The sequence below is a fragment of the Pontibacillus halophilus JSM 076056 = DSM 19796 genome (assembly GCF_000425205.1).
In the GTDB taxonomy this organism is placed as follows: Bacteria; Bacillota; Bacilli; order Bacillales; family BH030062; genus Pontibacillus_A; species Pontibacillus_A halophilus.
In genome coordinates, this window is record NZ_AULI01000012.1 from 104,644 (window position 1) to 117,815 (window position 13,172).

Consider the following 13,172-nt stretch of genomic DNA (forward strand, 5'->3'; position numbering starts at 1 on the left):
ATAGGAGCGGGACAGCGTACCTTCTACTACATACAAATGTTTCAGCGCACGTTCTTATAGGATAGCCTGAATGGAGAAGGAGAGAAGGATAAAGTTAAGGGGTTAGTTACAAGGAGAAAGAAGCATCTTGAGTATTACCTCAGGATGCTTCTTTCTTTCTATCACTATTGAACGCCTACATCGTTCCACGCTGTTGTAACAGCATTCGCTTCAGCTGAACCGTAAAGGTCCTTCGCTGACTGAACTAGCGCCTCTTTCGCTTCTTGGAACGTACTTGTAGGTGTTAAGTACGAAGTAAGCGCGCGATAATAAATTTGCTCTGCTTTCGTCTGCCCGATGGATTGGATCGTTACGTACGCTGCTTTATTTGGGATACCACTATTAATGTGAACCCCGCCATAATCACCCGCTTCTGTGTTTGGCAGATTTCGATATTGGTCCATATGAGCGGGTTGGTCATATTTCGTTGGGTTTGACAATGAGCGTAACGCATCTCCAGGTACTCCTGGTGTATAGACGTCTTCTCCCATAAGCCAGTCCTCATTATCTACAAAGTAGCCAAACACATCAGAGAACGATTCGTTTAGAGCACCTGACTGGTTCTCATAAATCAAATCTGCGCTTTCATCTGTGACGGCGTGAGTTAGTTCGTGTGCAACGATATCATCTGCTCCAGATAATGCTGTAAAGGTAGAGCCATCTCCGTCACCATAAATCATTTGAGTTCCTACCCAAGCTGCATTATTATAGTTCGATCCATAGTGAACACTAGAGCGGATAGTAGCACCATTGTCGTCGTAGCTAACCCGTCCGAACGTATCATAGAAGTAATCGAATACTTGTCCAGCATAGTAATGGGCATCGACAGCTGCCCGTTGACGGCTACTAGTAAAGGCGTTATCACGATCTGTAACGTACGAACCAGGTAGGCGGAATTGTCCATTCTGATTGTTATCGAACGTTTCAATCACACCAGTCATCGGTTTTGATGTGTCGTAAAGATAATAGGTACCATTTGATTGGTAAGTCTTGAGTTCTTTCGTATCCCCAAGTACACCAGTACCTGATCCAGTGGCTTCATGCACTTTGTTCATCTTTTTCAGGATGTCTCCCGTTTCAGCATCAACCCATATTTGGTAGTTCGCTGGGTAAGGGGTAGTGAATTGCAGTTGGATATGATGAGCAAGCTTGTAATCTCCATCTTGTACCATGACGACTAGCTGACTTGATTCTTTAAGTGTTTCCGTAACTTCACCAATTGGAGAAGTTAGGCTTTCGTCGGTTGCATCTCGTGTTACATCAATTGAGTTCCAGGCTGCTTCTTTGGCAATTTCACTGGAAACCACTTTAGTATTGGATGCTTGACGAGGAGAATCCGTATGTAGGGCCCCGTTAACGGCAATTAGATGATCGTCACCGTCGGTATGAACCATTAACTTTGCTCCGTCTAGTGGCACTTCTTCTAGTGTGGGTTGAAATGTATAGTGTGTCATTCCGACTTCATCGGTTTCCTTAGTCACGAACTTTAATTCAACAGGTTCTCCAATATCCAATTGGGCTTTCTTCTTGTTAAGAAATGCTTGTACTTCTTGTTCGTCTTCGAGTGGAATGGTAGATGTAATCTGCTTGTTAAACGTAGATTCATAGGCTTTATCTGTGGAAGCGGCTTCGGTTTCTATTGGCGTCACAGACGCTGCTAGTAGTGTAGCTCCTACTGTCACTGTTCCTAAGAGTGTTTTCCATTTACCTGTCATGCGATACCCTCTCCTTTTAACGTGTTATCCGAAATATCGACGGTGTGAGGAGATGTATAAATAGGAATGAAAACCTATATTTATACGAAGGTGATACTGATAATTTATAAAATTCAGTAAATTTAAAATCTGAACGTTACTTTTGTAGGGGTTATTTGGTTGAATATGTAATGGGTTTAGGTGGAAGGGTTTGCTAATTACTTGGAAATTTATAGACGCACAATATAACAAATTTATTAAATTTAATGGGAATGTGTTTATTGAGGAAGAGCTAAGGTAATGGATTAAGAGCAAAATGAATATAGGAGTTTTGTAAATGAATGCTTGGGCGTTTATTATTTTCGGAATTTCAGCAGTGGCAACTTATTTTATTGCCTCTCGTTTAGCCATGTATGGGGATGGGATTAGTGAGAAGACAAAGACCTCCTCAGCATTTATAGGATTTATTATCGGTATTGCGATTTCGCTTCCGGAATTAACAGCTAGTGTAACTTCAATTGCAATCGACAGTCCGAATCTTGCAATTGGAAATCTTCTAGGTAGCAATTTGTTTAATTTACTTGCACTTGCTGTTCTAGATATCGTATTTAGAAGAAATCAAATTATGGGTCAAACCGATGAAGGGAGCAAACTATATGTATTCCTTGTCATCTTCATGACCTTGATTGTAATTGGAGGATTATCCTTCTCGCCGTCAGGGCAATTGTTCCATATTGGCTACAGTTCGATTGTGCTTGTGCTTGTCTATGTAGGTGGAGTGAAGTGGATTAACCGTCGCACCGAAGAGCAAGTGAAGCGGAAAAGCCGACGTAACGAGAAGTACGGAAATTATTCTTATCGAACGATGCTGACACGCTTTATCCTTTTTGCTGTCTTGATCACGATGATTGGAACGAGTCTAACCATCTCAGCAGATCGAATTGCTGATATAACAGGGCTTGGTACGTCCTTTATTGGATCATTCTTAGTAGGTGCGAGTACGTCGCTTCCTGATGCAGTGAGCGTGTTAACAGCAATCAAATTGAGGAATTACAGCATGGGTGTAAGCTCGTTGCTAGGGAGTAATGCTTTCAACATTATGTTGCTTTCGTTTACAGATGCAATTTACTTGAACAATAGTTTATTCAACTATGCAAGTCCATCGAACCTTGTAACGAGTTCAGCTACGGTCGTAGTCACACTCGTTCTTCTTTACAGCATTACAAGAAAGAAAAGGCGGAGTACGCTCTTATACGTAACGCCGCCCCTCTTAATTGTTGGAATTTATATCGTCTCCACTTGGGCGGTCTACATGCTTAAGGGGTAGACTCTTAAGTGAACGTGTAGTGAATCATAAGAAAAGCCTTGTCATTGTCGACAAGGCTTTTCGTAACGGTTTATTTTTGTTGATGAATCTGAACAGGCGTTTGAGGTGAAATCGTTGAGATTGCGTGTTTGAATAGCAACTGCTGTTTACCATTTACGCTTAGAACCACGCAAAACTTATCAAAGTTTTGGATTGTACCTCGTAATTGTACTCCGTTTGTTGTAAATACAGTAACATTCGTTTGGTTCTTCTTAAGTTCTTCTAGAAAGACGTTTTGAATCTCAACCATAATTAGCCCCTTTTCTATCTATAAAGTATTCAATGATTACATCTTACACCGATTTCTTACGTTTCACAACGGTGCTGACAGCTATATGTAAACTTGAGGATTCGAAATTGAATCACCCATTAAGCTATCTTTAACAAATGTAATCAATTCATTAGATTTTTTCAAGAAATAAACAACGGCTCCGTTATAAAAACAAACTTTTTGCCCAACTGTTTGTTAACGTCTATACTAGTACGGACAGGTTCTCTAGGGTTCCGCATCAAATGGACTGGTCCGAGAGAGAACCCGCAATCGATTTCTGGTTGCGACACGGAGGGACAAAAGCCCGGGAGATATATTCTCCGGGGCTTTTTTTCATGCTTAAGAATAAGAGAGGTGTTGTGTATGAATCGATATTGGTGGATGGTCATTATCGCATCCCTATTTGAAGTGAGTTGGGTAATTGGACTAAAACATGCAGACAGTGTGCTAGATTGGTCGGGTACCATTCTGGCGGTGGTATTCAGTTTCTATCTATTGTTGAAGACAGGAGAGAAACTCCCTGTAGGAACTGCTTATGCAGTCTTTGTTGGCCTTGGTACAACAGGGACTGTGTTGTCTGAGAGTATTCTGTTTGGACAGCCGTTTGAAATAGGTAAACTCGTCCTTATTGCCATTCTTCTATTTGGAGTGATTGGGTTGAAAATTGTAACAGAGGATAAGGAGGAACACGTGTAATGGCATGGGTGTATCTACTTGTAGCTGGGATATTTGAAATGAGCGGTGTCACGTTAATGAATAAATGGCACCAAGAGAAGAAGAAGTATGTGCTTGGGTTAATTGCTCTTGGTTTCGCTGGAAGCTTTGGATTTCTATCATTAGCGATGAATACCTTGTCTATGGGAACGGCTTACGCCATATGGACTGGAATAGGTGCTGCCGGTGGAGCATTGCTTGGGATGGTCTTATACAATGAATCAAAAGAACGGAAGCGGATTGCCTTTATTCTCGTTATTATTGGCGCTACAATAGGGTTAAAACTTGTATAACATTGGAGGAGCCATGGATTTAACAAATTACGATGCACTCGGACTAAAAGAGTTGTTAGACCGCGGTGAAGTTACCGCGGAGCAGTTACTCACGCATTATATTGAGGTTATGAAACAAATGAATCCTGGACTGAACGCGGTCATTCATGAATTTGGACAGGATGCCTTACAGAAGATCTCAAACCAATCATTTGCTAAGGGTGGTCTCCATGGACTGCCTTTCCTTGTGAAAGATTTGAATAACGTGGCAGGCTATCCAGCCAGTTCTGGTTCTAAATTAATGCAAGGGTTCGTTCCAGACGAAGACGATGAACTCGTTCGAAGGTACCGTGAAGCGGGGCTTGTATTCTTTGGAAAGACGAACACCCCAGAGTATGGTTTCTTACCTACGACAGAACCACTTCATTTCGGACCTACTCTAAATCCTTGGGATCGTGAACGTTCAGCAGGTGGTTCGAGTGGGGGAGCTGCTGCGGCAGTCGCTACTGGTATGGCTCCATTCGCTCATGCGAGTGATGGAGGAGGTTCGATTCGGATTCCTGCTTCTGCTTGTGGGGTATTTGGATTAAAGCCATCCCGGGGAAGAATTCCATATGCTATTTACATGAATGATTATGCGGTGAGTCATGCTCTCACACGCTCGGTACGAGATAGTGCTGCCCTCTTAGACGTCATTAAAGGTAGTGGCAGAGGAGAAGGATATCCGTTATTGGACCAGCAAACATCCTTCTTAGAAGAGTCAAAGAAGGCTCCAAGACGGTTGAAAATTGCCTTATCCTATGATTGGTCAGGGCAAGTCGCCATTGCGGATGAAGTTCGTCAGTCGCTTAACAAGACAGTCGAACTCCTACAATCCCTCGGACATGAAGTAGAGGAGATAGAGCCGAAATTTGATTTCGAGCAGTACGCGAGAGATTTCTGTACGGTGTGGATTGCAAGCGGAGCCGTAATTATTAAGCACATGGGAATGCTTTCAGGTAATGAGCCAAGTGAGGAATCGCTTGAGCCTTTATCCTATCAAGTGTATTTAGATGGGGAACGAGTGTCTGCTATGGAATATGAGGAGGCACGAGTAAGACTCCAACGTGTGGCGAAGATGATGGCCATGTATCAAGAAGAGTATGACTTGTTGCTGACACCAGTCTTAAACGTACTACCAGCTAAAGTTGGTAAGTTTAATCATCAAAGAGACCCGATGCAAGATATGGTGGAGACAATGACCCACTACGTCAGTTTCAGTCAACTTGCAAACGTTACTGGACAGCCCTCTATGAGTGTACCTCTTTATTGGACGGAAGAAGGTATCCCAATTGGTTCTCAGTTTACTGGAGCACTTGGGGAGGAAGCCACATTACTCCAACTCGCTACGGAACTTGAACAAGCGAAGCCGTGGTTTCATAAGTATAAAGAATTAACGACATAGAAAAAGGAGAGAGCCGACTGGCTTTCTCCTTTTTAAGGTTCAATGTCTAGTTTAGACTGTAGCTGTTGTCGCAAATTCGCTAAGCCTGTTTCACTTGGTATAAAGTACGCTGTATTACCGATATACTGGTTCGAGCCTTCTAACTCAAAGGATTCAATCTCTTGACTGCTAATGGAGGAGAACGATTGCTGGATAGCGAAGATTTCTTGAGGCTTTAAATTGGTTGCAATTTCTGAACCAAGTATAGAAGAGATCTCGTTCGCTTTAAATAACGTTTTGGCAGATATGACTTCCTGTAAAGCGGCTTTTACAAACTGCTGCTGGCGCTCTTCCCGGGAGTAGATGCTATTCACATCTCTCTTTCTCATTCGCACGAAGGCAAGGGCTTCTTCGCCGTTTAGTTTGGTTTCGCCTTCTTCAAAGTAAATTCGTTCGTTGTTATTAAAGATATTCTTCTCCCAGAACGGTTCCTTTATCGTAACAGTTACGCCTCCAATTGCATCGACCACATCGACAAAACCTTCGAAATTAACAGTAACGTATTTATCTATGGGAACTTGTAACAGACCTTCCACGGTTTCAACCGCAAGCTTGTTCGCTCCGTAATCGGTGATTTCCCCATAGGTGTAGCTCGCATTTAGCTTGGAGTAACCACCGTATTCTTCTCCTATCTTGGATGCCGGAATCTCGACTCTTGTGTCACGTGGAAGTGTAGTCATTGTAATCTCTTTCGTAGTTGGATCTAGTGTCACAATAATTTGTGTATCCGCACGCCCGTATCCACTTTCTGATGAATACGTCTCTACACCCATAAGTAGGAGAGAGATAGGGTCCTCTCCAATGTTGACCTGTTCATTTCTTAAGTCTGACTTATCGCCACTACGGTCTAATCCTTCGTAGGATTGACGAGAAGCTTGATACGCCTCCATTACTAAATAACCAGCCACTCCGGTAACGATTAGAAAGAGGGCTAGAAAGACGAATAGAATACGTTTCTTTCTTTTTCTTTTTCGACGATGTCTGTTGCTTCTTGACTCATTCAAAGGGTCACCTCAATCGTGTAGTATTCCCCTACTATCGTACCAAAACATGTATAGTGCGACTATACTTTTCGGAAGAATTCGACAACTTCGTTAGTCGTCTAGGAAGCGAGCTCGTTCTTTAGTCGTAGGGATTCGGCATACCTCTTTCTTTCCAAACCACTTATAGCGATTCTTTGCAATGATACGATACATACCATTCCGGATAGGAGGGGGGACGATTAAGAATATACTCACTATCTTGTAAGGGTAGGAGAGATAGCAAGCAATCCTTAGAGCAGCTGACGATTCTGTATAGGCTTTGCCATTCTCTATAAAGACAACACTATCAATTCCATCCTGTACGCCATGCTTCTTAAGCAATCTCTTACCGGTGTGACCTTGTAAGGAGGCAAATGTAATCTCCTCTAAAGCATTTCGTCTCAGGATAAATTGTACGCTTTGGTTGCAGAAGTTACAGTATCCGTCAAACAATACAATAGGTTTCATCAGCCATCCATCCTTAGGTGTACTTATTTGGCTCTGCGAGCAGCTTGTTGTAAGGGGTCCCATACTCCATTGTAAGGAGGGGCATACGCCAAATCTAAGTCTAGTAGGTCTTCAACCGTTAATCGCTGAAATAGACTTGTTGCCAACACGTCAATGCGTTTATCGACGCCTGATTTCCCGATAATCTGTCCGCCTAACAGGGTCCTTGTATTCGCTTGGTAAAGAAGCTTAATTGTCATTTCATTTTCCTTAGAGTAGTAGCCTGCTTCGTGCGTAGCTTGAATGGTTACGGACTGGTAGGGGATATGTAACCGCTCTGCTTCCGCTTCTGACAATCCAGTCTTGCCTAGTGTGTTCTCGAAGAATTTAATGATAGATGTCCCAACGACACCTTTAAAAGTAGTTGGAACATTGACCATGTTAAGACCAGCGATTCTTCCTTGTTTATTGGCATGTGTTCCAAGTGGAATATAATCTTGACGTTCTTTAATTCGGTGGTATTGGGTAGCACAGTCTCCTGCTGCATAGATATCTTGAAGGTTCGTCTCCATATAATGGTTCACTTCAATGGCATCTTGATAAGACAAATTAATCCCAGTTCCTTTCAGGAAGGAAGTGTTCGGACTGACGCCGGTTGCCGCTAATACTAAATCGGTCGGGTGGGTTCCTTTATCCGTTACTACAGCCTCAACGTGGGTATGTCCTTGAAATCCTTCTACCGACTCTTGAAATGATAGAGTGATACCATGGTGAGTCGCTGTATCGTGGATTGATGGTGAGAAGTCTTGATCAAACAATTTAGCGAGTCTTTCTCCCCTCTCAATCATATGTACCTCTTTCCCAATTTCAATAAGATTCTCGGCTACTTCAAGTCCAATATACCCCCCACCAATGATTGTTACATGATTAACATCTTCCGTAAGAGCAGACTGTATCGCATGAAGGTCTGGGATGGTCTTAAGTGTGAAAATGCCATCTAAATGAGAACCTTTCCATGGGGGGAGCTTCGGGCTCGCACCTGTTGCAATCAATAAACGGTCATAGCTCTCTTGGAATGTCTCATTCGTACGATGATTGATTCCATATACATATTTTTCTTCAGGGTTTACCTTTGTTACTTCATGAAGCGTATGGGTTTGTATGCCATATTTATCTCGAAAGGTTTCGGGCGTTCTAGCGATTAAATCATCTGTATGGTCAACATGCCCTCCTAATACATACGGAAGTCCGCATTGACCATACGAATAAATTTCTCCCTGTTCAAAGGACACAATTTCAGGATTAGTTCCATGCCGGACAATTTGCATGGCAGCGCTCATACCGGCCGCATCGCCACCAATAATTACGTATTTCATGTTGTTCCCTCCAATCATTATTTGGTTTAATTATGAACGAACGTCGCCTTCCTATCAAATTTCCAAAGGATTTGTTTTGATTGTTTTGACTATTTTATATATGATGGAGATAGAAATTGTTGGATGTTACATAGCTATCCTGCGCTATGCTCGCTCGTAATGAAGTTTTCTTGAAAGCTCTTAAAGAGGAGGCATCAATAAGTGAACATGAACCATGTTTATGTTGAAGCTATTGTGGTCAATGAACAATCCTTATTGCTAACAGAGGACGTGTTGGAGGGAGATCGTCGTTTACCTGGTGGGTATGTAGACAGTAGTGAAACGTCGCAAGATTCATTAGTCCGTCACGTAAGAGAAAGTACGGGCATTGACATTGAGATTCAAAATCTTGTATGCGTTTACGAACACCTTATTCCTGAAGGGGGATATGGTGTTACTCTTCTATATAAATGCGATTTGAAATCTTCCAATCGCGTAGAAGGGGCACATTGGGTTCATTTATCAGATGTGGAAGATGAGTGGAATGACTTTATTCGTATTCGACAGGTATTCGAGAGTGTTTGGGATGAACATTATGCCTCTGTAGTAGAAGAAGACGACGAACACAATCGAGTGTTTGTACATGCGAAGACAGGGTGGTAATGGGTATGAAGGAATGAGTCTTAAAGGACTCGTTCCTTTTTTTTGTGCTCATAATCACGCAAATATAGGAGATAGTATGGGAGGAAAGGAGCGAGGTCATGAAAGGGTATGAGGGTGAACTTGTAAGTGGTTCATTTATGGAAGATGAGGCTTCCTTTTATCTTACGAGCTTACGTCATTTGGAGACTGCCTCGACGCTTGGACGGGACCAATTACTTCAGCTTTATCGATACTTGCACCACCAACAGGAGCAGGGAGAATCGTGTCTAGTCACGATTAACGATCAGATGCCGCTTTTGTTCCAGGAAGATGAAGTAGCCATGCTCATGAATGATTTGAGAGAAATTATGAATGAGGTAGGTCTACATGAATAAAAGAGGTTATGGAGAGGACTCCATAACCTCTTCATTATTTCGTGTTTTTCTTCTTCGCACGCTCTTCAAGCTGAGTGTGAGGTTGTTGGTCACCCTGGTCTTCTGTACGACCTTGTTTGTTGACACTTGTTGCTTCTGTTAGTCCTTTGTTTTGACTCTTTTTACCCATGTGTAACACCTCCACCCATAACTTCTCCTACTTCCAAGAGAATTATTTGTTTGACCGTTTGAATACACGTACGATGACAAGAAGTGCGATTAGGCAAGCTAAGGAGGCAGATAAGAATACGAGTGCAGTTTGTGTCTGCTCGACTGCAATTGCTACATAACCCCAAACGAATACGAGTGGATAGATAGAATCGTTGTTTCTAATATGGAACCAAACAGCTAGCAGCGCACCAATGAGGAGCATAATGATGGCCCATACGAATTGGTGTATTCCAAATAAAGAGGTTACATCGTTTCCGACAAGCACAACAAAGGTATCTACGATTGTCGCAATGGAAGTCCAAGCCAAGTAAAACGAGAACGGAATTCGAAAGAGCGTTGTATCCTGTTCTCTATTTGTGATGATGGAATAGGTGATAATTAGTGTAACTAAAGAGCCGGCAATGAAGAGTATCGCATTCGTCATTCCGACAATAACCGATGTTCCAGATAAAATCATGCTAAGTGGAAACCAATATCCAATCTTTCGGATAAGGGCTTCTTCTTGTTTCTCAGCGAAGAATTGTTTCACAAGAAATACAAATAGCAACAGATAGATTAGTCCCCAAATTGAGAAAGCGTAGCCTGCTGGCATGAAGAGGACATCATCTTCTGTTCCTCCCCCAATATCTCCTGCTAGTACGAAAGAGGCGACCAACAGAAAAATATAGCTAAGTACATTCACGAGTTTTAATACGGTTACATTCAAATCATCACTTCCTTTACTTGTTCATAGTGTCTATTTCTATGCTTCCCTTCTCATACCCGTACCATGCTTCTCTATAACTGATGCGATTTCTCATGTATGCTACAATGGAACAAATTGCATCAAAGGAGAGAGAGATTTGGAACAAATTGTATTTGTGGAAACTGGAATGGGCGTGGATGTGCACGGTCAGAATGTAACGAAAGCAGCGGTTCGTGCTGTGAAGGATGCAATCCATACGAATTCAATGCCAGGAATTAAGAACTTCTTGCCTGGTCAATCACTAGATAATATGGTCGTCAACATTCGTTTGGCTGTACCAGCCGATGCGGACCAGTTAGATGTAAAGCAAATTGAAGAAGCGATTCCATATGGAACTAAAACCGTTGAAATTGTAGACGGTGGCATGCTGACAACGAGTGGGATTGTTCTGGAAGAGAAAGAAGACCGAAACGATCTTATGTATATCGTAAATGCTTCCGTTGAAGTAGGGTATTAATAGAAAAAAGCCGAGGGAAATCCTAAGTAGTTCCGTTCAAAAGTAGGAAAATGGAACTAGCAAGGCTTTTAACATGCGAATTCATATATGAATTCGCATGTTTGTTTTTAGCGATATGACAAGGTTTATAGTGGCTTAACGTCGAAAATGTCAACGTTGTAGCATAGGAATTAGCAGTTGGACAACAGCTATTGTTCGCAAGTTATAATGTTGCTAAAACCATGGTCAAAACCAGTGTTCTTTACATAGTAAATTGTAATATTTTGCAGGGTTGAAACGCTTAATGATTAACTACATATGTAGACTTTGTGAAACATTGTACTTAAACTAACGGGGCAGGTTTGTTAAAAAAAGAAGTAATTAAAAGTAAAATGGTTAATTAGGAGGTCATGATGAACATTATTAGAGATACTGGTAAAAGTTTTGATTTAGAAGATTTTCTTTCAAAGCCTTTAGTAGCTCATTTATCAACAGTGGTTGAGGATGCACCGAGAGATTCACCCGTTTGGTTTTATTGGAAAGATAATAAAATTTGGATAATAGGTACAGCTTCAGATACATTTCCAGATAGAATAAGGGAAAATCCAAAATGTGCTATTGGAATAGTAAATTACAATCATCATAATGGACTTTTTTTACATGCAGGATTTAGAGGTACAGCTACCGTAAAGCCTTTTGAGAAGATAATAGCTGATCAGCTAATTTCTCGTTACTTAGGAACTGAAATAGAAGAATGGGACCCACGTTTTAAAAATTTAGATAATAGTAATGTTTTAATATGCTTTACGCCTGAAACAGTAGTGGTTCGTGACCAATCATTTGTCCTTCATAAATGATTAATCAAAGAAATAGATGCTTCTTGTGCTAACGGGTGCGATTGCTGAACAAAAGCAGTCGCTTCTTTCATTAACGGGGCAGGATTGTTGAAGAACCACTAACTACTCAAACATTGGATTAAGAAAGAAAAATCGAAGTATCCCGATTTAGTCTTCTAAAAAGTGAGGGTTTTAATGAAACAGCAGTTAACTTATAAATGTATAGTCATTACTAAAGACCGAAAGAGCATCTTGCTTGATAAAACATCTGAAATGGATACTTTATCGTTTCCATCTTTTATTCCCGATACTCAACATGTTGCAATTACAAACCATATTAATGGTTTTCTAAGAAAGAATTATAATATAGAGACTAATGTATTAAGGATATTTAAAGAAATCAATAACATAAGAATATATGAAATTGAAATTTTAGACGACCCTGGGTCATTACATAAAAATTTTGTTTGGGTAGATATATCTAATCTTCTTCAAGATCATTTAAATACTTTCGATCAATATATTTTAACAGATTGGGTAGATGCAACAGAAAGCCAATCTCTCCCATGGGTTAAGGTTGGTTGGAGAAATGAGATGGAAAAGAAAGTAACCAATATGCTTGGGGATGATTTAGTATTTGAACAAATGAGAAGTTGGGAACGTTCAGCCTTATTTAAAATTTATTCTAAAGGAAGAAATTTTTACTTAAAGACAGTACCAGATGTCTTTAAGCACGAGGTGTTAATCAGTGAATATTTGTATCAACGTCACCCCACATATGTACCTGAAATCTTCGATGTAAATCAGGAAGAGCAATGGTATATCATGGAGGAATTAAATGGTCCTTTACTTGGACAAAAAAAGAGAATTGAGTATTGGAGAGAAGCATTGTTTAGATTAGTGTGTAGTGCAAAATAGAAGTACAGAGATGTGCAACCTAAACGTACATAACTCTGCACTTCTTTTTTAGATAAAAAAAGCCTTGCCAGCCATCCAATATAACTCTACTGTAATTGGTGTCGAATCAAACACAGTGGAGGTCGAAAGGATTGCTAGCAATGACTAAGATTAATCATATCAAAACTATACGAAATCATGAAGACGTATCTATAAATGAAATTGCTCAAAGAGCTCAAGTGAATTGGCGTACCGCCAAGAAATATGCGGATGAAGAGCAGGTGCCACAAGAAAAACAGGTGATCAGAAAAGGAATGATGTATGAGGAACATTGGGGAGAAATTGTCA

16 protein-coding genes, 1 pseudogene and 1 riboswitch are annotated in these 13,172 nt (G+C 41.0%); of the genes and pseudogenes, 10 read left to right on the top strand and 7 right to left on the bottom strand.

What is annotated here, in order from left to right:
- Window positions 1-164: 164 nt before the first annotated feature.
- Window positions 165-1,754 carry a M4 family metallopeptidase gene (locus H513_RS0112745; protein WP_026801104.1) on the bottom strand — a complete coding sequence of 530 codons (1,590 nt, stop codon included), beginning with the start codon at window positions 1,752-1,754 and terminating at the stop codon, window positions 165-167.
- A gap of 316 nt (window positions 1,755-2,070) precedes the next feature.
- On the opposite strand from H513_RS0112745, the gene H513_RS0112755 reads away from it, so the two are divergent.
- Window positions 2,071-3,060: a sodium:calcium antiporter gene (locus H513_RS0112755; RefSeq protein ID WP_026801105.1), complete on the top strand. Its 990-nt coding sequence runs from the start codon at window positions 2,071-2,073 to the stop codon at window positions 3,058-3,060.
- 70 nt (window positions 3,061-3,130) lie between these two features.
- Here the strand turns inward: H513_RS0112755 and hfq are convergent, their stop codons facing one another.
- Entirely contained in the window at window positions 3,131-3,349 is a 219-nt protein-coding gene (hfq, locus tag H513_RS0112760) for an RNA chaperone Hfq (protein ID WP_026801106.1), read from the bottom strand.
- A 235-nt stretch (window positions 3,350-3,584) separates the two neighbouring features.
- Window positions 3,585-3,683, top strand: a riboswitch (guanidine-I (ykkC/yxkD leader).
- Between the two features lie 50 nt (window positions 3,684-3,733).
- Between hfq and H513_RS0112765 the strand changes: the two genes are divergently transcribed.
- Genes H513_RS0112765 through H513_RS0112775 form a run of 3 tightly spaced genes read left to right on the top strand, consistent with a single transcriptional unit; the run spans window position 3,734 to window position 5,800 of the window.
- Entirely contained in the window at window positions 3,734-4,066 is a 333-nt protein-coding gene (locus tag H513_RS0112765) for a DMT family transporter (protein ID WP_026801107.1), read from the top strand.
- Window positions 4,066-4,377: a DMT family transporter gene (locus H513_RS0112770; protein ID WP_026801108.1), complete on the top strand. Its 312-nt coding sequence runs from the start codon at window positions 4,066-4,068 to the stop codon at window positions 4,375-4,377. Before H513_RS0112765 ends, H513_RS0112770 begins: the two co-directional genes overlap by 1 nt.
- A gap of 13 nt (window positions 4,378-4,390) precedes the next feature.
- On the top strand, window positions 4,391-5,800 hold the full coding sequence (locus H513_RS0112775) for an amidase (RefSeq protein ID WP_026801109.1): 1,410 nt from the start codon (window positions 4,391-4,393) through the stop codon (window positions 5,798-5,800).
- A gap of 32 nt (window positions 5,801-5,832) precedes the next feature.
- Here the strand turns inward: H513_RS0112775 and H513_RS20215 are convergent, their stop codons facing one another.
- The 3 genes from H513_RS20215 to H513_RS0112790 all read right to left on the bottom strand — a co-directional run bounded on the left by H513_RS20215 (window position 5,833) and on the right by H513_RS0112790 (window position 8,684).
- On the bottom strand, window positions 5,833-6,843 hold the full coding sequence (locus tag H513_RS20215) for an LCP family protein (protein ID WP_036770246.1): 1,011 nt from the start codon (window positions 6,841-6,843) through the stop codon (window positions 5,833-5,835).
- A 90-nt stretch (window positions 6,844-6,933) separates the two neighbouring features.
- Complete coding sequence (locus H513_RS0112785) at window positions 6,934-7,329, bottom strand: thiol-disulfide oxidoreductase DCC family protein (protein ID WP_026801110.1); 396 nt, start codon at window positions 7,327-7,329, stop codon at window positions 6,934-6,936.
- Between the two features lie 23 nt (window positions 7,330-7,352).
- Window positions 7,353-8,684, bottom strand: a complete 1,332-nt coding sequence (locus tag H513_RS0112790) for an FAD-dependent oxidoreductase (RefSeq protein WP_026801111.1) — start codon at window positions 8,682-8,684, stop codon at window positions 7,353-7,355.
- Window positions 8,685-8,891: 207 nt separating this feature from the next.
- Here H513_RS0112790 and H513_RS20930 point away from each other — a divergent pair, with 207 nt between their 5' ends.
- Window positions 8,892-9,326: an NUDIX domain-containing protein gene (locus tag H513_RS20930; RefSeq protein ID WP_231572118.1), complete on the top strand. Its 435-nt coding sequence runs from the start codon at window positions 8,892-8,894 to the stop codon at window positions 9,324-9,326.
- Between the two features lie 98 nt (window positions 9,327-9,424).
- Window positions 9,425-9,700, top strand: coding sequence for a hypothetical protein (locus H513_RS0112800; RefSeq protein ID WP_026801113.1), 276 nt, complete (start codon window positions 9,425-9,427; stop codon window positions 9,698-9,700).
- 34 nt (window positions 9,701-9,734) lie between these two features.
- Here the strand turns inward: H513_RS0112800 and H513_RS21655 are convergent, their stop codons facing one another.
- Together H513_RS21655 and H513_RS20225 are read right to left on the bottom strand one after the other, a co-directional pair.
- Complete coding sequence (locus H513_RS21655) at window positions 9,735-9,869, bottom strand: small, acid-soluble spore protein L (protein WP_154655245.1); 135 nt, start codon at window positions 9,867-9,869, stop codon at window positions 9,735-9,737.
- A 42-nt stretch (window positions 9,870-9,911) separates the two neighbouring features.
- Window positions 9,912-10,616 (bottom strand): hypothetical protein, encoded by a 705-nt coding sequence (locus H513_RS20225; RefSeq protein WP_051239974.1) that lies wholly within the window; start codon window positions 10,614-10,616, stop codon window positions 9,912-9,914.
- Window positions 10,617-10,752: 136 nt separating this feature from the next.
- On the opposite strand from H513_RS20225, the gene H513_RS0112815 reads away from it, so the two are divergent.
- The 4 genes and pseudogenes from H513_RS0112815 to H513_RS0112830 form a co-directional block, all read left to right on the top strand.
- Complete coding sequence (locus H513_RS0112815; protein WP_026801114.1) at window positions 10,753-11,112, top strand: Lin0512 family protein; 360 nt, start codon at window positions 10,753-10,755, stop codon at window positions 11,110-11,112.
- A 392-nt stretch (window positions 11,113-11,504) separates the two neighbouring features.
- Window positions 11,505-11,948, top strand: coding sequence for a pyridoxamine 5'-phosphate oxidase family protein (locus H513_RS0112820; protein WP_026801115.1), 444 nt, complete (start codon window positions 11,505-11,507; stop codon window positions 11,946-11,948).
- Window positions 11,949-12,122: 174 nt separating this feature from the next.
- Window positions 12,123-12,845 carry a hypothetical protein gene (locus H513_RS0112825; RefSeq protein ID WP_026801116.1) on the top strand — a complete coding sequence of 241 codons (723 nt, stop codon included), beginning with the start codon at window positions 12,123-12,125 and terminating at the stop codon, window positions 12,843-12,845.
- Between the two features lie 140 nt (window positions 12,846-12,985).
- A pseudogene (locus H513_RS0112830) lies at window positions 12,986-13,172 on the top strand (IS21 family transposase); the annotation flags it as partial.